The sequence below is a fragment of the Streptomyces sp. TLI_105 genome, assembly GCF_900105415.1.
Lineage (GTDB): Bacteria > Actinomycetota > Actinomycetes > Streptomycetales > Streptomycetaceae > Streptomyces.
Window position 1 is genome coordinate 3,139,346 of record NZ_FNSM01000001.1, and the last position, 20,860, is coordinate 3,160,205.

Genomic DNA, 20,860 nt, shown 5'->3' on the forward strand with positions numbered 1-20,860 from the left:
GTTGTCCGAGTCGGCGAACCGTTCCCGCAGGCGGGGGCCCGCGCGGGGCGGGGCCTCAGGCCTCGCCGGTCGCCTTTCGGGTGTGCAACTGCCGTGCCACTTCCGCGATCGAGCCCGACAGGGAGGGGTACACGGTGAAAGCATTTGCGATCTGTTCGACCGTCAGATTGTTGTCGACCGCGATCGAGATCGGATGGATCAGTTCGCTCGCCTTCGGCGCGACGACGCAGCCGCCGACCACGATGCCGGTGCCCGGACGGCAGAAGATCTTCACGAAGCCGTCCCGGATGCCCTGCATCTTCGCGCGGGGGTTGCGCAGCAGCGGCAGCTTGACGACCTTGGCGTCGATCTTGCCCGCGTCCACGTCGGCCTGGGTGTAGCCGACGGTGGCGATCTCGGGGTCGGTGAAGACGTTCGAGGAGACCGTCTTCAGGTTGAGCGGGGCCACCGCGTCGCCGAGGAAGTGGTACATCGCGATCCGGCCCTGCATGGCGGCGACCGAGGCGAGCGCGAAGACGCCCGTGACGTCACCGGCCGCGTAGACGCCGGGGGCGGTCGTACGGGAGACCTTGTCGGTCCAGATGTGACCGGAGTCCTTCAGCTTGACCCCGGCCTCCTCCAGGCCCATGCCGGCCGAGTTCGGGATCGCGCCGACCGCCATCAGGCAGTGGGTGCCGGAGATGACCCGGCCGTCGGAGAGGGTGACCTCCACCCGCTCGCCGACCCGCTTCGCGGACTCGGCGCGGGAGCGGGCCATGACGTTCATGCCGCGGCGCCGGAAGACGTCCTCCAGGACGGCGGCGGCGTCCGGGTCCTCACCGGGCAGGACGCGGTCGCGGGAGGAGACGAGGGTGACCCGGGAGCCGAGCGCCTGGTAGGCGCCGGCGAACTCGGCGCCGGTGACGCCGGAGCCGACCACGATGAGCTCCTCGGGGAGCTCCTTCAGGTCGTAGACCTGGGTCCAGTTCAGGATGCGCTCGCCGTCCGGCTTGGCGTCGGGCACCTCGCGCGGGTGGCCGCCGGTCGCGATCAGCACCGCGTCGGCGGTCAGCGTCTCCTCGGTGCCGTCGGCGGCGGTGACGACCACCTGGCGGGAGCCGTCCATCGCCTGCCGCCCGTCCAGCCGGCCGCGGCCGCGCAGGACCCGGGCGCCGGCCCGGGTGACGGAGGCGGTGATGTCGTGGGACTGGGCGAGCGCGAGGCGCTTCACCCGGCGGTTCACCTTGCCGAGGTCCACGCCGACGACCCGGGCGGCCTGCTCGATGTGCGGGGTGTCGTCCGCGACGATGATGCCCAGCTCCTCGTAGGAGGAGTCGAAGGTGGTCATCACCTCGGCGGTGGCGATCAGGGTCTTGGAGGGGACGCAGTCGGTCAGGACGGAGGCGCCGCCGAGTCCGTCGGTGTCGACGACGGTCACCTCCGCGCCGAGTTGGGCGCCCACCAGGGCCGCCTCGTATCCGCCGGGTCCGCCGCCGATGATCACGATCCGGGTCACTGGGATCTACGCCTCGCGCTCTCGTTCTGCCGGGGAGTCCCCCCGCTGGGATGCAGTGCGTACGCCATTGTCCCGCACGCTTCAAGTGCGTAGCCCATTCTCCCGCACTCCCGGCGCGACCTCGCGCCGGGGCCTGCCGAAGGGGCGCACGAACGCCCGGACGGCCCCGGGGGCGGGGTCCGGGGGGCGCGCTCCGGCGGTTCCGCACGGTCGCGCTCGGGGTCCCGCGCCGCCCGCGCCGGGCTCCGGACGATCCCCACCTCGGGTTTCGTCGGGCATCCCGCCCCCTCCCGTACTCTCGGTCCCATGTCGCTCTACGCCGCTTTCGCCGGCAACCTCGACGCGCGGCTGATGAGCCGCCGCGCACCGCACTCCCCGCTGCGCGGCACCGGCTGGCTGAACGGCTGGCGGCTCACCTTCGGCGGCGAGCAGATGGGCTGGGAGGGAGCGCTGGCCACGATCGTGGAGGCCCCGCGCTCCCAGGTCTTCGTGGCGCTGTACGACATCGCGCCGATGGACGAGGACTCCATGGACCGGTGGGAGGGCGTGGGCCTCGACATCTACCGGCGGATGCGGGTGCGGGTGCACACCCTGGACGGCGAGGAGCCCGCCTGGGTGTACGTCCTCAACGCGTACGAGGGCGGGCTGCCGTCCGCGCGGTACCTGGGCGAGGTCGCCGACGCGGCCGAGTCGGCGGGCGCGCCGCACGACTACGTGATGGAGTTGCGCAAGCGCCCCTGCTGAGCCGGGCCGATCCCCGGCGGGCCTGTCGCTCCGTCCGGGCGACCGATTTCCGCCGTTCGTCGGAAACGACAAGACAACGATCGCATGTCCGTCAGCATCGTCATCTACGCGCGTAGGAATTCTCCGGCTACGCTTCTGCGCGTACCAAATCCGTCCGGGGTTCCCCTCGGACCCCCCTCCCCGAGGCGAGAGAGTCAGTGAACGCAACTGCCACCCCGTACGAGGCCGCCGAGGCCGCTGCCGCACGTCTTCGCGAGCTGACCGGTGTCGAGAACCACGACGTCGCCCTGGTCATGGGCTCCGGCTGGGCGCCCGCCGTCGACGCCCTCGGCGCCCCCGAGGCCGAGTTCCCGGTGACCGAGCTCCCCGGCTTCCCGCCGCCGGCCGTCGAGGGCCACGGCGGCAAGGTCCGCTCGTACAAGATCGGTGAGAAGCGCGCGCTGGTCTTCCTCGGCCGCACCCACTTCTACGAGGGCCGGGGCGTCGCCTCCGTCGCCCACGGCGTCCGCACCGCCGTCGCCGCCGGCTGCAAGACCGTCGTCCTGACCAACGGCTGCGGCGGCCTCCGCGAGGGCATGCGCCCCGGCCAGCCGGTCCTCATCAGCGACCACATCAACCTGACGGCCGCCTCCCCGATCGTCGGCGCGAACTTCGTCGACCTCACCGACCTGTACTCGCCGCGCCTGCGCGCGCTGTGCAAGGAGGTCGACGAGACGCTGGAGGAGGGCGTGTACGTCCAGTTCCCCGGCCCGCACTACGAGACCCCGGCCGAGATCAACATGGTCCGCGTCATGGGCGGCGACCTCGTCGGCATGTCCACCGTCCTGGAGGCCATCGCGGCCCGCGAGGCCGGCGCCGAGGTCCTCGGCATCTCCCTCGTCACCAACCTGGCGGCGGGGCTCTCGGGCGAGCCGCTGAACCACGAGGAGGTGCTCCAGGCGGGGCGCGACTCGGCGGCGCGGATGGGTGAGCTGCTGACGCGGGTCCTCGACCGGATCTGAGTTCCTCCGGCGCTCCTCGCACCGATCGGCCCCCTGGGGCCGATCGGGCTTCGGAGCGCTGCGGCGGCCTCCGACCGCCGGGTCGTCCGGCTCGCCGGGACCCGCTGCGCGGGGCTTCCTCCCCACCCCTCCCCCTACGCCTGGCGGCGTGGGGCCCCAGCGGGGCTGATCCCCAGCCCGTCCGACGTTCGAGGACACGGCCGCAGGCCGTACGGGGGGGGCTGGGGGCCTGCCCCCCCGTTTCGGGAAGGGGCGGGGTGGGGGAAGGCTCCGCACAGCGGCCACCGCACACCCCGCCGGCCCGCACCCGCCCGCCGCCCCTCCCGCCCGCATCCCCCGAAAGGCACACCACCGTGACGCAGGACGACCTCCTCGCCCGGGCCCAGGCGTGGCTCGCCGAGGACCCCGACCAGGAGACCCGCGACGAACTCGCCGCGCTCCTCGACCGCAACGCCACCGACGAGCTCACCACCCGCTTCAGCGGCACCCTGCAGTTCGGCACCGCCGGCCTCCGTGGTGAGCTCGGCGCCGGGCCCATGCGGATGAACCGCTCGGTCGTCATCCGGGCCGCCGCCGGCCTCGCCGCGTACCTGAAGGCGAAGGGCGAGACCGGCGGTCTCGTCGTCATCGGCTACGACGCCCGCTACAAGTCGGCCGACTTCGCCCGGGACACCGCCGCCGTGATGACGGGCGCCGGGCTGCGCGCCGCGCTGCTCCCCCGTCCGCTGCCGACGCCCGTCCTCGCGTACGCCATAAGGCACCTGGGCGCCGTCGCCGGCGTCGAGGTGACCGCGAGCCACAACCCGCCGCGCGACAACGGCTACAAGGTCTACCTGGGCGACGGCTCGCAGATCGTGCCGCCGGCCGACGCGGAGATCGCCGCCGAGATCGCCGCGGTCCGCTCGCTGGACGACGTGCCGCGCCCCACCGAGGGCTGGGAGACCCTGGGCGACGAGGTCCTGAACGCCTACCTGGAGCGCACGGACGCCGTCCTGACCCCCGGCTCCCCCCGCACCGCGCGGACCGTCTACACGGCCATGCACGGCGTCGGCAAGGAGGTCCTGACGGCCGCGTTCGGCCGTGCCGGCTTCCCGCCGCCCGCGCTCGTCGCCGAGCAGGCCGACCCGGATCCGGCCTTCCCGACGGTCGCCTTCCCGAACCCGGAGGAGCCGGGCGCCATGGACCTGGCCTTCGAGGCCGCCCGCGCCGTGGACCCCGACCTCGTGATCGCCAACGACCCCGACGCCGACCGCTGCGCCGTGGCCGTGCCGGACGCCTCAGTCGACGGCGGCTGGCGGATGCTCCGCGGCGACGAGGTGGGCGCGCTGCTCGCCGCGCACCTGGTGCACAAGGGCGCCACCGGCGTCTTCGCCGAGTCGATCGTGTCGTCCTCGCTGCTCGGCCGCATCGCCGAGGCGGCGGGCGTCGGCTACGAGGAGACGCTGACCGGCTTCAAGTGGATCGCCCGCGTCGACGGCCTGCGGTACGGCTACGAGGAGGCGCTCGGCTACTGCGTCGACCCGGAGGGCGTCCGCGACAAGGACGGCATCACGGCGGCGCTCCTCGTCACCGAGCTGGCCTCGGTCCTCAAGGAGCAGGGCCGGACGCTGACCGACCTGCTCGACGACCTGGCGGTGGCGCACGGGCTGCACGCCACGGACCAGCTGTCGGTGCGGGTCGAGGACCTGGGGATCATCGCGAACGCGATGGCCGCGCTGCGCGAGCGGCCGCCGGTCTCCCTCGCCGGTCTGACGGTCGTCTCGGCCGAGGACCTGACGAAGGGCACGGAGTCGCTGCCGCCGACGGACGGGCTGCGCTACCACCTGGAGGGCGACTACAAGGCCCGGGTGATCGTCCGCCCGAGCGGCACCGAGCCCAAGCTCAAGTGCTACCTGGAGGTCGTCGTCCCGGTCGCCGACGCGAGCGAACTGGCGGCGGCCCGCGCGACGGGCGCGGAGCTGCTGGCCGCGATCAAGAGGGACCTGTCCGGGGCCGCCGGGCTGTAGGGCGCGGGGACGCGGATACGCGGAAGGGCCGGTGCGGAAGCGATTCCGTACCGGCCCTTCGGCGTGTGCGGATCCAGGAGCTCGGAGTTCGGATCCTGGAGCCTGGATCCAGAAGCTTGGATCCAGAAGCTTGGATCCAGAAGCTTGGATCCAGAAGCTTGGATCCAAGAGGTTGGATCCAAGAGGTTGGATCCAAGAGGTTGGAGCTGGATCCAGGATCCAGCTCCCGGCTCCCGGCTCAGCCCGTCGCGAGCAGGACCACGAGCAGCAGCAGCCCGGCCAGCGCGGGGCCGACGATCTCGTACGCCCAGCGCACCCGCGGCTCACCCTGCGCGCCCGGGGACGTGGCGTGCAGCTCGGCGAGCTCGCGCAGCTCGGCGACGGTCTTGTCGCTCGGCGCGATCCGGGAGGCGTTGTCCCGTACGTCGGCGGTGACGGAGGTACGGCCGTGCGGATCGTCCTGGGAGGCGCGGGCGGCGTTGCGGGCGGCCTTCTTCCGCTGGCGCAGCGAGACGGGGATCGCCCACAGCTGGTACTTGGCGCCCTCCTGCGTGAAGACCTCGCTGGAGTAGCCGGCGCGGACGTCGGCGACCGAGGCCCAGGGCAGCGTGATCGACCGGAACGGGTTGCGGATGCGGAGCCGGTCCTCGTTCACGTACACGGCGGGCCGGATCGTGAAGGCGGCGATCAGCGGGACGGCGAGGACGAGGCCCGCGAGCGCGAACCAGGGCGTGCGGCCCTCGCCGCGGGCCATCGCGTCCGCGGCGAACAGGGCCGCGAGGAGCAGCAGGAAGACCCCGCTCGCGACGCCGAGGGGCGACCGGTGGACCTTGTCGGCGGAGACGGGCGCGGCGGAGGCCTGCCCGCCGGAGGACTGTCCGCCGGGGGTCCGCCCGGGGGTCTGCCCCGCGGACGGCTGCTCGGGGGTCGACTCGCGGCTCGGCTCGTGGCTGGGCTCGGGGGTCGGCTCGGGGGTCGTCATGCCGCCGATTGTGCCTCAGCGGGCGGGGTGGGGCTCAGGCGGCCCGCGCGGCCACCAGGTCCGCGTACACGATGATGTTGTCGGGCCGGTGGCCGTCGACCAGCTCCCCGCCGCAGGTGACGAGGCGCAGCTCGGGGCGGGTGGTGTTCCCGTACACCTTGGCCGTCGGGAAGGCGTCCTTGTCGACCTGCTCCAGCTCCCGGACCCGGAAGACGGCGGTCGTGCCGTCGGCGCGGGCCACGGTGATCTCGTCGCCGACCCGGACCCGGGAGACGTTCTTCAGGACGGCCGGGCCGCGCGCGGTGTCGAAGTGGCCGATGAGGACGGCGGGGCCGGTCTCCCCGGGCGTGACGCCCTTGTCGTACCAGCCGATCCGGTCGGCGTCCGCGACCGAGGGCACCTCGACGGTGCCGTCGGCGTTCAGGCCGAGGGAGAGGACGGAGCCGGCGTCGACCCCGGCGGCGGGCACCCGGACCCGGACGGGCAGCGAGCGTGCCATCGGCCGGACGGGGGCCGCGGTCGCCTTCGGGGCGGCGGCGGCCCGCGAGATGTGGGCGGGCGGGGTGGCGGCGGTCTCGCCACCGGCGGAGCAGCCGGTGAGCGCGGTGAGTGCGGCGACGAGGACGAGCGCGGTACGGGGGCGGCGGTTCACGGGACGGCTCCGGACGGGGTGTGGCCGGTCGCCGCGCGGGACGCGGCGACCGGCCTGGGGCGTGGTGGTGCCTGCTCGGGTCAGGGGCAGGGGGCGGTACGGGGTCGGCAGCGGGCGGCTGGGGGTGAGCTTCGGGCCGTACGGGGTGCAGGACGTACGGCCCGGCCCGTACGGCTCAGCCGCGGGCGCCGGCCGCCCGGCGGCGCAGGACGACGAAGCCGAGGCCCGCGGCGGCGAGCGAGGCCGCGCCCGCGCCGACCGCGATCAGCGCGGTGGAGTCGTCCTCGGTGGCGAACTCGGCGCCGGCCGCGACGCCGCCCTGGGGGATCACCGAGGTCTGGCCGGTGTTCGTGGCGGCGATGTTGCCGTTGCCGGCGGGGGTGCCCTTCTCACCGCAGCCCTTGGGGAGCTTCGGGAAGTCGCTCCAACGCTCCTTCGGCGTCTCGACGCTCTGGACGCGCTGGCCGAGGAGCGGGGTGAGGGTGTCCGCGCCCTTGATCCGGAGGCCGAAGGGGCTCAGGCCGGGGCGGTCGCGGTCGACGGCGTCCATGACCTGGCCGTCGGGGTCGATCATGACCGCCGTCGGGCCCTTCTTCAGGTCGTTGGTGAGGACGATCCGCCAGCGCCTGCCGAAGTCCGCGGCGATGACCTCCCGGACGGTGCACTCGCCGGTCTTGACCGGTCCGGTCAGCTCGGGGACCGAGGCGGGGACCGAGGCGTCGAAGCACTCGACGGGCAGCCGGGTGAAGGCGTGCCAGGTGTAGGGGACGCCGCCCTGGGGGCGGTCGCCGAGGCCCGGGTAGCGGCTGTGGGCGTCCTGGATGGTGAGGCCGTAGCGGGCGTTGTCGGGGTGGTCGCGGTCCACGGTGGCGATGACGGTGCCGTTCGCGTCCTTGAGGACGGCCTTCGGGCCCTTCTTCGCGTCGTGGGTGAGCGTCAGGGTCATGTCGTAGGGGCCGGCGGCGGCGATGACCCACTCGGCGGTGCAGGGGCCGAGCATGACGGCCGGACCGGGCTTGGGGCCACGGGTCGCCGGGGCGGGGGCCTCCTCGGACGGCTTGGCGGAGGGCTTCGCCTCGGGCTTCGCGGTCGGCTCGGTGCCGGGCTTCGCCGGGGTCCCGGCGGCGGGGCCGGCCGCCGGGTCCGCGGGGGCCTCGGCGGACGGTTCGGCGGACGGCTGCGCAGCGGACTTCGCATCGGTCACGGGGCTGACGGCGGTCGGGCCGTCGGCGGCGAAGGCCGCACCGGCGGCGAGGGCCGGGGCGGTGATCGCGACACCCGCGACGAGGGCGGTGGCGATGGCGGTGCGAAGGGCGGTGCGCATAACGACTCCTGTGAGATCAGGCAGGTGGATGGGAGAGTCGCATGCCGCTTTTTCTCGGTCCGACTGTGTCCGGTGAGGTCTGGCTGGCTGCTGAACGAAAATCTATTGATCTTGTATTCGGGAGCCGTCCGCTCCGCGTCACAGCCGCGTGACGGGCATCACCACGCCGGAGGACCCCCTGTGACCTCGGGCTCGATGAACGGGCTCCCCTGTACAGGTCGCTACGCGCGTAGATATGCTCGACTGGTGACCATGCCCACCACTGCACCCGCAGCTCTCGCATTCGCCGACGTGACCGCGTCCGACAGTGCGCTGCGCCGCTTCCTCCACGGGCTGCCCGGCGTCGACGCCGTCGGCCTGGAGGCGCGCGCCGCGTCCCTCGGCACCCGCTCGATCAAGACCACGGCCAAGGCGTACGCCATCGACCTGGCCATCTCCATGATCGACCTGACGACGCTCGAAGGCGCGGACACCCCGGGCAAGGTCCGGGCGCTCGCCGCCAAGGCCGTCAACCCCGATCCGACCGACCGCACGACCCCGAAGACCGCCGCCGTCTGCGTCTACCCCGACATGGTGGCCACCGCCAAGGCCGCCGTCGCGGGCTCGGGCGTCAAGGTCGCCTCGGTCGCCACCGCCTTCCCGGCCGGGCGCGCCGCGCTCCCCGTGAAGCTGGCCGACACCGCCGACGCCATCGCCGCCGGCGCCGACGAGATCGACATGGTCATCGACCGTGGCGCCTTCCTCGCCGGCCGGTACATGGAGGTGTACGAGCAGATCGCCGCCATCAAGGCCGAGTGCGGCGACCGCGCCCGCCTCAAGGTGATCTTCGAGACCGGCGAGCTCTCCACGTACGACAACATCCGCCGCGCCTCCTGGCTCGGCATGATGGCGGGCGCGGACTTCATCAAGACCTCGACCGGCAAGGTCGCGGTCAACGCCACCCCGGCGAACACCCTCCTCATGCTGGAGGCGGTGCGCGACTTCCGCGCCCAGACCGGCGTGCAGATCGGCGTGAAGCCGGCCGGCGGCATCCGCAACACCAAGGAAGCGATCAAGTTCCTGGTTCTCGTCAACGAGACCGTGGGCGAGGACTGGCTGGACAACCACTGGTTCCGCTTCGGCGCTTCCAGCCTGCTCAACGACCTGCTGATGCAGCGCCAGAAGCTGGCGACCGGCCGTTACTCCGGCCCCGATTACGTGACGGTGGACTGATCAACATGGCATCTGCATTCGAGTACGCACCGGCACCGGAGTCGCGCTCGGTCGTCGACATCGCGCCGAGCTACGGCCTGTTCATCGACGGCGAGTTCGTCGAAGCCGCCGACGGCAAGGTCTTCAAGACCGTCTCCCCCTCCACCGAGGAGGTGCTCTCCGAGGTCGCCCAGGCGGGCGCCGAGGACGTGGACCGCGCGGTGAGGGCGGCGCGCAAGGCCTTCGAGAAGTGGTCGGCGCTGCCCGGCTCCGAGCGCGCCAAGTACCTCTTCCGGATCGCCCGGATCATCCAGGAGCGCAGCCGCGAGCTGGCCGTCCTGGAGACCCTGGACAACGGCAAGCCGATCAAGGAGACCCGCGACGCGGACCTCCCGCTGGTCGCCGCGCACTTCTTCTACTACGCGGGCTGGGCCGACAAGCTCGACCACGCGGGCTACGGCGCGAACCCGCGCCCGCTGGGCGTGGCCGGCCAGGTCATCCCGTGGAACTTCCCGCTGCTGATGCTGGCGTGGAAGATCGCCCCGGCGCTCGCGACCGGCAACACGGTCGTGCTCAAGCCGGCCGAGACGACCCCGCTCTCCGCCCTGTTCTTCGCGGACATCTGCCGCCAGGCCGGGCTGCCGAAGGGCGTCGTCAACATCCTTCCCGGGTACGGGGAGACGGGCGCGGCCCTCGTCGGGCACCCGGACGTGAACAAGGTCGCCTTCACCGGTTCGACCGCCGTCGGCAAGGCCATCGCGCGCTCGGTCGCCGGCACGGACAAGAAGGTGACCCTGGAGCTGGGCGGCAAGGGCGCCAACATCGTCTTCGACGACGCCCCCATCGACCAGGCCGTCGAGGGCATCGTCAACGGCATCTTCTTCAACCAGGGCCAGGTCTGCTGCGCGGGCTCGCGCCTCCTCGTCCAGGAGTCGATCCAGGACGAGCTGCTCGACAGCCTCAAGCGCCGTCTGTCGACGCTCCGCCTCGGCGACCCGCTCGACAAGAACACCGACATCGGCGCGATCAACTCGTCCGAGCAGCTGGCCCGCATCACCTCGCTGGTGGATGAGGGCGAGGCGGAGGGCGCCGAGCGCTGGACCGCCGCGTGCGAGCTCCCGTCGGCCGGCTACTGGTTCGCCCCGACGCTCTTCACGAACGTCACACAGGCGCACCGGATCGCCCGCGACGAGATCTTCGGCCCGGTCCTGTCGGTGCTGTCCTTCCGTACGCCCGACGAGGCCGTCGCCAAGGCCAACAACAGCCAGTACGGCCTGTCGGCCGGCATCTGGACGGAGAAGGGCTCCCGCATCCTCGCGGTCGCCAACAAGCTCCGGGCCGGTGTCGTCTGGGCCAACACGTTCAACAAGTTCGACCCGACCTCGCCCTTCGGCGGCTACAAGGAGTCGGGCTTCGGCCGCGAGGGCGGCCGCCACGGTCTGGAGGCCTACCTCGATGTCTGATGTGACGCGCCTCAGTGTCTTCAAGACCTACAAGCTGTACGTCGGGGGCAAGTTCCCCCGCTCCGAGAGCGGCCGGGTGTACGAGGTGACGGACTCCAAGGGCAAGTGGCTGGCGAACGCGCCGCTCTCCTCCCGCAAGGACGCCCGTGACGCGGTCGTCGCCGCGCGCAAGGCCTTCGGCGGCTGGGCGGGCGCCACCGCGTACAACCGCGGCCAGATCCTCTACCGCGTCGCCGAGATGCTGGAGGGGCGCAAGGGCCAGTTCGTGCACGAGGTCGCGCACGCGGAGGGCCTGTCCAAGAACAAGGCGGCCGAGGTCGTCGAGGCGGCCATCGACCGCTGGGTCTGGTACGCGGGCTGGACCGACAAGATCGCCCAGGTCGTGGGCGGCGCGAACCCGGTCGCGGGCCCGTACTTCAACCTGTCGACCCCGGAGCCGACGGGCGTCGTGACGGTCGTGGCCCCGCAGGACTCGTCCTTCCTCGGCCTGGTCTCGGTGATCGCCCCGGTGATCGCGACGGGCAACACGGCCGTCGTCATCGCCAGCGAGAAGGCCCCGCTCCCGGCGCTCTCGCTGGGCGAGGTCCTGGCCACCTCCGACCTCCCCGGCGGCGTGGTCAACATCCTCTCCGGCAAGGCCTCCGAGATGGGCCCGCACCTCGCGGCCCACCAGGACGTCAACGCCATCGACCTGACGGGCGCGACCGAGGGCGACCTGGCCCGCGACCTGGAGATCGCGGCGGCGGACAACCTGAAGCGCGTCCTGCGCCCCCGCACCGAGGACTTCACCGAGTCCCCCGGCACGGACCGCATGACCGCCTTCCTGGAGACGAAGACGGTCTGGCACCCCACGGGTTCGCTGGGCGCGAGCGGCTCCTCGTACTAGCGAGCGGCTCCTCGTACCGGCCGGCACCGGTGGAGGACGGCCCCCGGGCAGCAGCACTGCCCGGGGGCCGTTCTCCGTTCCCCTCCCCACGGGTCTTGCCCCGCCGCCCAGGCCGATCGCAAGATCCAGTGGTGATCCTTCGTGGCGGGGACAGGAGCGGAGGAGACGTGAGCGGAGGGGCCGGTACGTCATGGGGGCACTGATCAAGGGAGGCAACGCCTTCGTCCCCACCGTGCCGCTGCGCATGGCCGTGCGCGGCGCCGTCGACGTCGCGGCACTGCTGCTGACGGAGCGGGGCCGGGTCCGGGGGGACGCGGACATCGTGTTCCACGGCGCCCCGGTCCACCCGTCGGGCGCCGTGCGGCTCGTCGGCGGCGAGGAGGGCGCGGTGTGGCTGGAGACCGGGCTCACGGCGGTCGAGGAGGACGTCTCCCGCGTCCTCGTGGTCGTGTCGACGGAGAACGGCGCGCTGCGGGACGTGGACGGGCTGTCCGTGGAGGCGTTCGCGCCGGACGGCTCCTCGGTCGCGCGCTACGACACGACCGACGCCGGCGGCGAGACCGCGATGGTGCTCGCGGAGCTGTACCGGCGCGCGGGCGGCTGGAAGTTCCGCGCGGTGGGCCAGGGCTACCTGAACGGCCTCGAAGGCCTGGCGGTGGACCACGGGGTGGACGTGGCGGAGGAACCCCCGGCGAAGCCCCTGCCCCCGGAGCCCCAGGACCCAGAACCCCGGACACCAGAACCCCGGTCCCCGGAGGTCCGGGCCCCGGAGGTCCGGGCCCCGGAGGTCCCGTTCCGGCTCCCGACGGCTCCGGCCCCGGCTCCGTACTCCTCCCCCACACCGGTGCCGGACTGGACGTTCGGCGGCTTCTTCGAGCCGCACACGCGCAGCGGCCCGGGCAACGACGTGATCACCGTGAAGGACCTCCCGCCCGGCCCGGTCGTGGTCGAACTCGCCGTCGACGGCGACGGGTACACGGGGCTGTGGCCGCTCGACCGGCTCAACAAGCAGGGGAGCAGCCTCGTCAACAGCACGCAGGAGAACTTCCGGGGCCGCCTGCTCGTCTCCGTACCGGAGAACGGACGGCTTCGGCTGAAACTGCGGGCGGACGGCCCCTGGGAGATGCGGGTCCTGCCGCTGGCGGCCGCCCGGCGCCTGACCGAGGACCGGCTGGAGTGCGAGGGTCCGGACGTCCTGCTGCACACCGGGGGAACGGCCGATGCCGTCTTCCGCTACAAGGGCGACGACAACTTCATCGTCTACGTCTACGAACTGGCGGAGCACGACGACCCCACCAGCCTCCCGAGCCCCGGGAGTTCCGCCGTCAACGAGATCGGCCGGCGCCGGGAGACCGTCCCGCTGCCCGAGGGCCCCGTCATCGTCCACCTCATGCGGGCGGACGGGCCGTGGCACGCGCGCCTGAAGGAGGTACGGCCACACAGCGGCGTCCCCGGCAAGGCGCCCGAGCCCCGCAGGGCACAGGGCCGGCTCCGGTGGGGCAGGCGCTGAACCTCCGCGCGCCTCGTCGCCGTCCTACGGCAGCAGCCCCTGGGTCACGCCACCGACCAGCGGCAGATCGGCGACCGCGCCGCCCTTCGTGACGTGGTCGGTGACCAGGTTCGTGCCGACCGGCTTGAAGTCGGCGACCTGCGTGCCGAGGCCGTTGTCGAGCGGGTCGACGCCGGTGTTGGCCAGCGGGTCGAGCTGAAGCCGGGTCAGCGGGCCCACCCCGTGGGTGACGCCGTCCAGCGCGCCCGCCCCGGCCGCGCCGGCGTCCGTCCGGCTCAACGAGTCGAGGGGCAGCGGGACCGGCGCGGCGGCCTGCGCCCCGGCACCCGCGCCGATCATCGCGGCGCCCGCCGCCGTGACGGTGAGACCGGCCTTGAGCAGGGCGCTGCGGCGGGGGGTCCGGGGGGCTGCGTGACGCGCCATGGAGATCCTTCCAAGGGGTGAGCGAGCGGGCACCGACAGTAGTCGAGGTGTGATGCTCGATACCAACGGCCTTCCTCGGTGGTCCCCTGTACGGGGGAATGCCTCACACTGGTGTTCCGTGAGTTCCCAACCGATCCCGATCCGGGTCGTCCTGCTCGCGGGCCCCTCCGGCTCCGGCAAGTCGTCCCTCGCCGCCCTCGCCGGCCTCCCGGTCCTGCGCCTCGACGACTTCTACAAGGACGGCGACGACCCGTCGCTCCCGCTCGTCGACGGCAGTACGGACATCGACTGGGACTCCCCACGGTCCTGGGACGCGGACGCCGCCGTCGCCGCGATCGTCGAGCTGTGCCGTACGGGACGGACCGACGTCCCCGTGTACGACATCGCCACCAGCTCCCGGGTGGACCACGAGCTGCTCGACATCGCACGGACCCCGCTCTTCGTGGCGGAGGGCATCTTCGCGGCCGAGATCGTGACCCGCTGCCGCGAACTGGACGTCCTCGCGGACGCGCTGTGCCTGCGCGGCCGCCCCTCGACGACCTTCCGCCGCCGGCTCCTGCGCGACCTCCGCGAGGGCCGCAAGTCCGTCCCGTTCCTGCTGCGTCGCGGCTGGCGCCTGATGCGCGCCGAGCGCGCGATCGTCGCCCGCCAGACCGCCCTGGGCGCGCACCCCTGCGCGAAGCCGGAGGCGCTGGGTCGGCTGGCGGCAGCGGCGGCGGGCCGCCACCGCACTCCGGCGCCGAACTGACCGCCCCGTCCCCCGTGTGGGGCCCGCGCCTGGTGGGGCGGTGCCCCCGCCCGTGTGGGCGGCGCCCGCTGTGCAGTGCCCTTCCCGCCACCCCCGTGTGGGCAATCGTCCCGCTGGGGCGAGGGGGTCCCCCCTGCTCGAGCGAAGCCGAGAGCTTGGGGGAGGGTGGGCACACGGGACGGCGCCCTCAGCGGCGCCCCCGCGTTCCGCGCCTGGACCCGCACCACGTGGTGCGGCGCGCATCCGGTGCGGGTTCAGGCGCGGGAGCCTCGGGCGCCGGCAAGGGGCGCCGTTCCGTTGTGCCCACCCGTTCCGCCCCAGCGGAACGACTGCCCACAACGGGGGTGGGCAGGGCACTGCTCCAGTCGGCGCGCCCACAACGGGGGCGGGGCGCGACATGACGACGCGGGTGGTACGAGCCCCCCGGCTCGTACCACCCGCGTCGTGTTTCCCCGTACCCCCGTACGGTCCCCCCGTACGCCCACAGACCGCCGTATCCCCCGTCGGCCCGAGGCTCCCCCGACCTTCAGGCCACCAGCTCGCCGAAGGACTCCTCCTCGTCACGGCCGAAGCTCAGCACCTCGTCCTCGCGCAGTCGCCGCAGCGAGCGCCAGATGCTCGACTTCACCGTGCCGACACTGATGTCCAGGATCTCCGCGATCTCCGGATCGGTCCGGCCCTCGTAGTAGCGCAGCACCAGCATCGTCCGCTGGAGCTCGGGCAGGCGGGCCAGGGCCTGCCACAGGACCGCGCGCAGCTCGGTGCCCCGCATGGCGTCCGTCTCGCCGACCGTCTCCGGCAGCTCCTCGGTCGGGTACTCGTTGAGCTTGCGCCGGCGCCAGGCGCTGATGTGCAGGTTGGTCATGGTGCGACGCAGGTACCCGCCGACGGCGGCCTTGTCGCTGATCCGGTCCCAGGCGCGGTACGTGGAGAACAGCGCGCTCTGGAGCAGGTCCTCGGCCTCGAATCGGTCACCGGTGAGGTGGTAGGCGGTGGCGTACAGGGAGGCACGTCGCTCCTGGACGTAAGCCGTGAACTCGGCTTCCGAACAGCCGGAGCGCTCCCCCGTGACCTCCCCGTACGCCGCTCCCCCGTCAGCAACGGCCACCATGTACGGCGCCTTGCGCTGACGCCCGACGCTGCGAACGCACCCCCGCCCGTTCACACCGCCGGACTTCTCCGTGCTCCGCACGACGTCGTGGAGACGCGTGACAACTGCGCTTGAGGTGGTGCTGTGCAGTGCGTTCATCTCGCGCCCCCCGTCGGTTGGAGTGTGTTTCGGTCCGTGTGCCAAGAAGCTTGCCCCCCGGACTTCATGGCGTTGTCCGCCGACTGTCACAGCCGTGTCACAGGGAACGAGACGGAAGCGAGTCCTGGAGCGGTCGATCTCGGACGGCCCATACGACAGAATGACGCCGTGCCTTTTCTGCTGCTGATCGAGGACGACGACGCCATCCGCACGGCCCTCGAACTCTCCCTGTCCCGGCAGGGCCACCGGGTGGCCACCGCCGCGACGGGCGAGGACGGTCTCCAGCTGCTGCGTGAGCAGCGGCCCGACCTGGTCGTGCTCGACGTCATGCTGCCCGGCATCGACGGCTTCGAGGTCTGCCGGCGGATCCGCCGGACCGACCAGCTGCCGATCATCCTGCTGACCGCGCGCAGCGACGACATCGACGTGGTCGTCGGGCTCGAGTCCGGCGCCGACGACTACGTCGTGAAGCCGGTGCAGGGGCGGGTGCTGGACGCCCGCATCCGGGCCGTGCTGCGGCGCGGGGAGCGCGAGTCGACGGACTCGGCGACGTACGGCTCGCTGGTGATCGACCGTTCGGCGATGACGGTCACCAAGAACGGCGAGGACCTCCAGCTCACCCCGACCGAGCTGCGGCTGCTCCTGGAGCTGAGCCGGCGGCCCGGACAGGCGCTGTCCCGCCAGCAGTTGCTGCGGCTCGTGTGGGAGCACGACTACCTGGGCGACTCGCGGCTCGTCGACGCCTGTGTGCAGCGGCTGCGCGCCAAGGTGGAGGACGTGCCGTCCTCGCCGACCCTGATCCGTACGGTGCGCGGCGTCGGCTACCGGCTGGACGTCCCTGCGTGAGCAAGGGGATCTACGCGCGGCTGCGGCTCTCGAGCCTGCGGCTCCGGCTCGTCGTCGTCTTCGCCCTCGTCGCGCTCACCGCGGCCGTCGCCGCCTCCGGCATCGCGTACTGGCTCAACCGCGAGGCGGTGCTGACCCGTACCCAGGACGGGGCGCTGAACGACTTCCGGCAGGAGATGCAGAACCGTACGGCGACGCTGCCGCTCCGGCCCACCCAGGACGACCTGCGGCGGACCGCCGAGCAGATGGCGTCCGGCAGCGCCGCGGACTACCAGGTGCTGCTGCTCGGCGAGCGGGACGCGGGCAAGCCGATCGTGGGCGCCTCGGACCCGGACGACTTCACCCTGGCCGACGTGCCGCGCTCGCTGCGGGAGGCCGTGGACACGAAGCGGCCGGTGACGGACGCCAACCCGTATCCGTACCACCTGTTCTGGCAGCGTACGGAGCGGAACGGGACGCCGTACCTGGTCGGCGGGACGCGGATCGACGGCGGCGGGCCCGCCGGGTACATGTTCAAGTCGCTGGCCGCGGAGAAGGCCGATCTGAACTCGCTCGCCTGGTCGTTGGGGATCGCCACCGCGCTCGCGGTGGCCGGCTCGGTGCTGCTCGCGCAGGTCGCGGCGACGACCGTGCTGCGCCCGGTGCACCGGTTGGGCGAGGCGGCCCGGCAGCTCGGCGAGGGCAAGCTCGACACCCGTCTTCGGGTCTCCGGCGCGGACGAACTGGCCGATCTCTCCCGTACGTTCAACAGTGCGGCCGAGTCGCTGCAGAAGAAGGTCGCGGACATGAGCGCGCGGGAGGAGTCCTCGCGGCGTTTCGTGGCGGACATGTCGCACGAGCTGCGGACCCCGCTGACCGCGCTGACGGCCGTCACCGAGGTCCTGGAGGACGAGCAGGACTCCCTGGACCCGATGATCGCCCCGGCGGTGGCCCTCGTGGTGAGCGAGACCCGACGCCTCAACGACCTGGTGGAGAACCTGATGGAGGTGACCCGCTTCGACGCGGGCACCGCGCGGCTCGTCCTCGACGACGTGGACATCGCGGACCAGATCACCGCGTGCATCGACGCGCGGGCCTGGCTGGACGCGGTGGAGCTCGACGCGGAGCGCGGGATCGTGGCGCCGCTCGACCCGCGGCGCCTCGACGTGATCCTGGCGAACCTCATCGGGAACGCGCTCAAGCACGGCGGTTCCCCGGTGCGGGTCTCGGTCCGCACGGAGGAGGACGAGCTGGTCATCGCGGTACGGGACCACGGCCCCGGCATCCCGGAAGAAGTACTGCCGCACGTCTTCGACCGCTTCTACAAGGCGAGCGCGTCCCGGCCGCGGTCCGAGGGCAGCGGGCTCGGTCTGTCGATCGCCATGGAGAACGCGCTGATCCACGGCGGCTCGATCACGGCGTCGAACTCGGTCGGCGAGGACGGGAAGGTCGACGGCGCGGTGTTCGTGCTGCGGCTGCCGCTGGACGCCTCGGGGATCACGCGCGAGGTGCAGACCCGCAGCAGCCAGGGCGAGGTGGAGGAAGCGTGAGGCGTCGCGTCTTTGTCCTGGCGGCCGCGCTCACGGCGCTGGTCACCGGCTGCGGGATCCGGACCACGTCGGTCCCGGTGGACGCGGGCGCCGCCCCCTCCCGGGTGCCGTGCAGCGTGACCGAGGACGGTACGACGGAGGCGGCGGCGCAGGGCGTGCCGGTCCGGGTGTTCCTGGTCTGCGGCTCCCAGCTGGAGGCGGTGGACCGCCGGTCGCCGCTGCCGGAGGAGAAGGCGGGCGGCGATCCGGTGCGGACCGCCGGGCGGCTGCTCGCGCAGCTGCTCGCCGAGCCCTCGGAGAGCGAGCGGCAGGCCGGCTTCACGACCGAGGTGCGCGGGCCGCTGACCGTGGGCGGCGGGCGCCGGGGCGACCCGGCGGCCACGCTGCGGCTGAGCCGCCAGCCGGAGGACCTGGCGCCGACGGCGCTGTCGCAGCTCGTCTGCACCTTCGCGGAGAGCTCCGCGGGCGCGGGCGGCCACACGGTGCTGCTGGGCGGGCCGGGTGCGTACGCGCCGAAGCGGTACCGCTGCACGACGGAACTCCGCGAACGCCCGGACTCCACCCCACCGACGGCCCCGCCCCCGAGCCCGAGCCCGACGACGCCCTGACCCCGCCGCGGGCGCGCCCGGCCAGTACCCCGCACCCCACTGGGCGACGCCTCCCCGCCACGCGGGCCGCGGCCCGGCAGAGGCGGTGCCCCGCCGTCGGACGCGTGCCGTCCTGCCGGGCGGCGCCCCCGCCGTGTGGGCCGCGCCCGCCGGGCCGGCACCCCCGCCGTGTGGGCCGCGCTTGGCGGGACGATGCCCACCCACCGCCGTGCGGGCCGCGCCCGGCGGGCCGACGCCCACCGCCGTGCGGGCCCCACCCATCGGGCCGGCACCCCGCCCGGTACGGGCTACGGCCGCCGGGCCGACGCCCCCGCCGCCGTGCGGGCTGCGCCCGCCGGGGCGGCACCCACCCGCCGTGTGGGCAATCGTCCCGCTGGGGCGAGGGGGGTCCCCCCTGCTCGAGCGAAGCCGAGAGCTTGGGGGAGGGTGGGCACACGGGACGGCGCCCCTTGCCGGGCCCAGGCTTCCGCGCCTGGACCCGCACCCGGCGTGCGGCGCCGTCGTGGGGTTGTGCCCACCCGTTCCGCCCCGCGGAACGCCTGCCCACAACCGGGGCCGGAGGTATGCAGCCCCCTGCGGGCGAAGGCCGCGCCCGGCCCGGCGGGCGCGGCCCGCAACGGGCGAGCGCCCGCGACCCGGCGCCGCCCACAACCGGCAAAGACCACACCCCCGCGCGGCACGGGTGCCGCCCGCGACGGGCGAAGGCCGCGACCCGGCGCGGGGTCGGGCGAGCGGTGGGTGCGGGGCGTCCCCGGGCGGCGGCGGGAGGCGGGGGCGCGGGGCGTCCCCAGGCGGCGGGAGGTGGGGCGCGGCGCGTCCCCGGGCGGCGGCGGGAGGTGGGGGCGTCGCGGCGGAACCGATTCCGCTGTTCGGGGCGTCTTGGGGGGCGTGCAGCGTCAAGGTTCGGGCGGCAGTGCCGCCGTGGTCGTACGCGTGGCGGGGTTCGTCCTCCTCCTCGCGCATCTGCTGCTCGTCGCCTGGGTCAGTCTGCGGCCACGGGACGTGGCCTGGGTGACCGCGCCGAACACGATCCCGCTGCACGGCCTGCGCACCGTTCTCGCGCTCGGCGGGACCGAGGCGGCCCGGCTGATCGGCGAGGGCCTGCTGCTCCTGGCCCCGCTCGGGGTGCTGCTCCCGATGGCCGACGGACGGCTCCATGTCTCCGGGTGGGCCTCCCTGACCCGTACGACCGCCGCGGGCGCGCTGGTGTCGCTGGCCGTGGAGCTGCTGCAGACCGCGGTGCCGGGTCAGGTGGTGGACGTGGACTCGGTCCTCCTGAACACCGCGGGGGTCGCGCTGGCGCACCTCCTGGTGGTCCCGGCCGGCCGGATCCGGCTGCGCCGCAGGTGGGAGGCGGGGAGGTCGCCCTCCTCCGCAGGGAGCACCCCGGGCGGAGGCGCCGCCCTGCTGCGGGACGAGGCCCCTCAGGGTGCGACCCCGACGATTTCCAGGGTCCCGATCGCCCCGTAGGCCGACGCCTCGTCCCCCTGTCCGGCAGGAGTATGGAGTCATCGGGAGCCCGGAGAAGCGGCTCCCGCACCGACTCCGAAGGAGCCCACCATGGCCGCACTGACCCGCCCCCGTGACGGACGCGTGCTCGGCGGAGTGTGCGCGGCGCTGGCCCGGCGCTTCGGCACCTCCGCGACGACGATGCGTCTGATCTTCCTGGCCTCGTGCCTGCTGCCGGGCCCGCAGTTCCTGATCTACCTGGGCCTGTGGATCTTCCTGCCGGCGGAGAAGACCGCGAGCACGGCCTGGTAGCCGTCGCACGAACACGCCGAAGGGGCGCGCACCCGGATCCCGGGTGCGCGCCCCTTCGGCGTGTGGGGGCCGGGGTCAGCCGAGCGGGAGACCGTTGAGCGGGAGGCCACCGAGGAGGCCGCCGAGCGGGGTGGCGCCGAGGGCACCGGTCGCGGCACCGAGCGGAGCGTTCTGGGTGGCCTGGCCCGCGGCGGCCGGGAGGGTCTTCACGCCCTGGTCCACTCCCTGGCCGAGGGCGCCCTGGCCGGCACCGAGGGACTCGGTGGCGCCGTCGGGGAGCGTGGTGAGGCCGTCACCGAGCGGGACGGCCTGGGTCACCGTGCCCAGCGCGTCGGCGTCGAGCGGCAGGGACGGTGCTGCGGAGGCCGTGCCGGCGGCGGCAGCGGCGAAAGCGGCACCGAGAGCGGCGACACCGAGCTTCTTGGCGGCAGACTGCTTCATC

The 20,860-nt window shown here is 73.5% G+C and carries 20 protein-coding genes; 13 read left to right on the top strand and 7 right to left on the bottom strand.

Going from position 1 to position 20,860, the window contains the following annotated elements:
- Window positions 1–55 precede the first annotated feature (55 nt).
- A complete protein-coding gene (locus BLW86_RS14165) occupies window positions 56–1,495 on the bottom strand; it encodes an NAD(P)H-quinone dehydrogenase (protein WP_093874389.1) in 1,440 nt (479 codons plus the stop codon).
- 306 nt (window positions 1,496–1,801) lie between these two features.
- Here BLW86_RS14165 and BLW86_RS14170 point away from each other — a divergent pair, with 306 nt between their 5' ends.
- From BLW86_RS14170 to BLW86_RS14180, 3 genes are all read left to right on the top strand, one after another.
- The gene (locus BLW86_RS14170; protein WP_017239758.1) at window positions 1,802–2,239 is read left to right on the top strand and encodes a gamma-glutamylcyclotransferase family protein; all 438 of its coding nucleotides are present in this window, start codon (window positions 1,802–1,804) and stop codon (window positions 2,237–2,239) included.
- A 197-nt stretch (window positions 2,240–2,436) separates the two neighbouring features.
- Window positions 2,437–3,240: a purine-nucleoside phosphorylase gene (locus tag BLW86_RS14175; protein ID WP_030687411.1), complete on the top strand. Its 804-nt coding sequence runs from the start codon at window positions 2,437–2,439 to the stop codon at window positions 3,238–3,240.
- A gap of 353 nt (window positions 3,241–3,593) precedes the next feature.
- On the top strand, window positions 3,594–5,246 hold the full coding sequence (locus BLW86_RS14180) for a phospho-sugar mutase (RefSeq protein WP_093874390.1): 1,653 nt from the start codon (window positions 3,594–3,596) through the stop codon (window positions 5,244–5,246).
- A 238-nt stretch (window positions 5,247–5,484) separates the two neighbouring features.
- On the opposite strand, the gene BLW86_RS14185 is transcribed toward BLW86_RS14180, so the two are convergent.
- From BLW86_RS14185 to BLW86_RS14195, 3 genes are all read right to left on the bottom strand, one after another.
- Entirely contained in the window at window positions 5,485–6,228 is a 744-nt protein-coding gene (locus tag BLW86_RS14185) for a PH domain-containing protein (protein ID WP_093874391.1), read from the bottom strand.
- A 34-nt stretch (window positions 6,229–6,262) separates the two neighbouring features.
- Window positions 6,263–6,880 (bottom strand): class F sortase, encoded by a 618-nt coding sequence (locus BLW86_RS14190; RefSeq protein WP_093874392.1) that lies wholly within the window; start codon window positions 6,878–6,880, stop codon window positions 6,263–6,265.
- Window positions 6,881–7,055: 175 nt separating this feature from the next.
- The gene (locus BLW86_RS14195; RefSeq protein WP_093874393.1) at window positions 7,056–8,204 is read right to left on the bottom strand and encodes a hypothetical protein; all 1,149 of its coding nucleotides are present in this window, start codon (window positions 8,202–8,204) and stop codon (window positions 7,056–7,058) included.
- Between the two features lie 252 nt (window positions 8,205–8,456).
- On the opposite strand from BLW86_RS14195, the gene deoC reads away from it, so the two are divergent.
- From deoC to BLW86_RS43790, 4 genes are all read left to right on the top strand, one after another.
- A complete protein-coding gene (gene deoC / locus BLW86_RS14200) occupies window positions 8,457–9,416 on the top strand; it encodes a deoxyribose-phosphate aldolase (protein ID WP_030687418.1) in 960 nt (319 codons plus the stop codon).
- Between the two features lie 5 nt (window positions 9,417–9,421).
- Window positions 9,422–10,858, top strand: a complete 1,437-nt coding sequence (locus BLW86_RS14205) for an aldehyde dehydrogenase family protein (RefSeq protein ID WP_093874394.1) — start codon at window positions 9,422–9,424, stop codon at window positions 10,856–10,858.
- Window positions 10,851–11,744, top strand: a complete 894-nt coding sequence (locus BLW86_RS14210; protein ID WP_093874395.1) for an aldehyde dehydrogenase family protein — start codon at window positions 10,851–10,853, stop codon at window positions 11,742–11,744. The genes BLW86_RS14205 and BLW86_RS14210 overlap by 8 nt, the downstream gene beginning before the upstream one ends.
- A gap of 190 nt (window positions 11,745–11,934) precedes the next feature.
- The gene (locus tag BLW86_RS43790) at window positions 11,935–13,254 is read left to right on the top strand and encodes a TerD family protein (RefSeq protein ID WP_093874396.1); all 1,320 of its coding nucleotides are present in this window, start codon (window positions 11,935–11,937) and stop codon (window positions 13,252–13,254) included.
- 24 nt (window positions 13,255–13,278) lie between these two features.
- Here BLW86_RS43790 and BLW86_RS14220 read toward each other — a convergent pair whose 3' ends face one another.
- Entirely contained in the window at window positions 13,279–13,677 is a 399-nt protein-coding gene (locus BLW86_RS14220) for a hypothetical protein (RefSeq protein ID WP_093874397.1), read from the bottom strand.
- A 52-nt stretch (window positions 13,678–13,729) separates the two neighbouring features.
- Between BLW86_RS14220 and BLW86_RS14225 the strand changes: the two genes are divergently transcribed.
- A complete protein-coding gene (locus BLW86_RS14225) occupies window positions 13,730–14,425 on the top strand; it encodes an ATP-binding protein (protein ID WP_093874398.1) in 696 nt (231 codons plus the stop codon).
- Window positions 14,426–14,951: 526 nt separating this feature from the next.
- On the opposite strand, the gene BLW86_RS14230 is transcribed toward BLW86_RS14225, so the two are convergent.
- Window positions 14,952–15,674 carry a SigE family RNA polymerase sigma factor gene (locus BLW86_RS14230; RefSeq protein WP_093874399.1) on the bottom strand — a complete coding sequence of 241 codons (723 nt, stop codon included), beginning with the start codon at window positions 15,672–15,674 and terminating at the stop codon, window positions 14,952–14,954.
- Between the two features lie 168 nt (window positions 15,675–15,842).
- Here BLW86_RS14230 and afsQ1 point away from each other — a divergent pair, with 168 nt between their 5' ends.
- From afsQ1 to BLW86_RS14255, 5 genes are all read left to right on the top strand, one after another.
- Window positions 15,843–16,520 carry a two-component system response regulator AfsQ1 gene (gene afsQ1 / locus BLW86_RS14235; RefSeq protein ID WP_017239746.1) on the top strand — a complete coding sequence of 226 codons (678 nt, stop codon included), beginning with the start codon at window positions 15,843–15,845 and terminating at the stop codon, window positions 16,518–16,520.
- On the top strand, window positions 16,517–18,049 hold the full coding sequence (locus BLW86_RS14240; RefSeq protein ID WP_093874400.1) for a sensor histidine kinase: 1,533 nt from the start codon (window positions 16,517–16,519) through the stop codon (window positions 18,047–18,049). Before afsQ1 ends, BLW86_RS14240 begins: the two co-directional genes overlap by 4 nt.
- Window positions 18,046–18,657 carry a hypothetical protein gene (locus tag BLW86_RS14245; RefSeq protein ID WP_093874401.1) on the top strand — a complete coding sequence of 204 codons (612 nt, stop codon included), beginning with the start codon at window positions 18,046–18,048 and terminating at the stop codon, window positions 18,655–18,657. Before BLW86_RS14240 ends, BLW86_RS14245 begins: the two co-directional genes overlap by 4 nt.
- A gap of 921 nt (window positions 18,658–19,578) precedes the next feature.
- On the top strand, window positions 19,579–20,127 hold the full coding sequence (locus BLW86_RS14250) for a VanZ family protein (RefSeq protein WP_256341309.1): 549 nt from the start codon (window positions 19,579–19,581) through the stop codon (window positions 20,125–20,127).
- Between the two features lie 90 nt (window positions 20,128–20,217).
- Window positions 20,218–20,418: a PspC domain-containing protein gene (locus BLW86_RS14255; RefSeq protein ID WP_093874403.1), complete on the top strand. Its 201-nt coding sequence runs from the start codon at window positions 20,218–20,220 to the stop codon at window positions 20,416–20,418.
- A 75-nt stretch (window positions 20,419–20,493) separates the two neighbouring features.
- On the opposite strand, the gene BLW86_RS14260 is transcribed toward BLW86_RS14255, so the two are convergent.
- A complete protein-coding gene (locus tag BLW86_RS14260) occupies window positions 20,494–20,859 on the bottom strand; it encodes a hypothetical protein (RefSeq protein ID WP_093874404.1) in 366 nt (121 codons plus the stop codon).
- Window position 20,860 lies beyond the last annotated feature (1 nt).

Bases quoted from the DNA above. Each gene is read 5' to 3' on its own strand.
- BLW86_RS14230 (WP_093874399.1), bottom strand. From the start codon at position 15,674: ATGAACGCACTGCACAGCACCACCTCAAGCGCAGTTGTCACGCGTCTC.
- BLW86_RS14210 (WP_093874395.1), top strand. From the start codon at position 10,851: ATGTCTGATGTGACGCGCCTCAGTGTCTTCAAGACCTACAAGCTGTAC.
- BLW86_RS14225 (WP_093874398.1), top strand. From the start codon at position 13,730: ATGCTCGATACCAACGGCCTTCCTCGGTGGTCCCCTGTACGGGGGAAT.
- BLW86_RS14260 (WP_093874404.1), bottom strand. From the start codon at position 20,859: ATGAAGCAGTCTGCCGCCAAGAAGCTCGGTGTCGCCGCTCTCGGTGCC.
- BLW86_RS14195 (WP_093874393.1), bottom strand. From the start codon at position 8,204: ATGCGCACCGCCCTTCGCACCGCCATCGCCACCGCCCTCGTCGCGGGT.
- BLW86_RS14220 (WP_093874397.1), bottom strand. From the start codon at position 13,677: ATGGCGCGTCACGCAGCCCCCCGGACCCCCCGCCGCAGCGCCCTGCTC.
- BLW86_RS14255 (WP_093874403.1), top strand. From the start codon at position 20,218: ATGGCCGCACTGACCCGCCCCCGTGACGGACGCGTGCTCGGCGGAGTG.
- BLW86_RS14205 (WP_093874394.1), top strand. From the start codon at position 9,422: ATGGCATCTGCATTCGAGTACGCACCGGCACCGGAGTCGCGCTCGGTC.
- BLW86_RS43790 (WP_093874396.1), top strand. From the start codon at position 11,935: ATGGGGGCACTGATCAAGGGAGGCAACGCCTTCGTCCCCACCGTGCCG.
- BLW86_RS14185 (WP_093874391.1), bottom strand. From the start codon at position 6,228: ATGACGACCCCCGAGCCGACCCCCGAGCCCAGCCACGAGCCGAGCCGC.
- deoC (WP_030687418.1), top strand. From the start codon at position 8,457: ATGCCCACCACTGCACCCGCAGCTCTCGCATTCGCCGACGTGACCGCG.
- BLW86_RS14170 (WP_017239758.1), top strand. From the start codon at position 1,802: ATGTCGCTCTACGCCGCTTTCGCCGGCAACCTCGACGCGCGGCTGATG.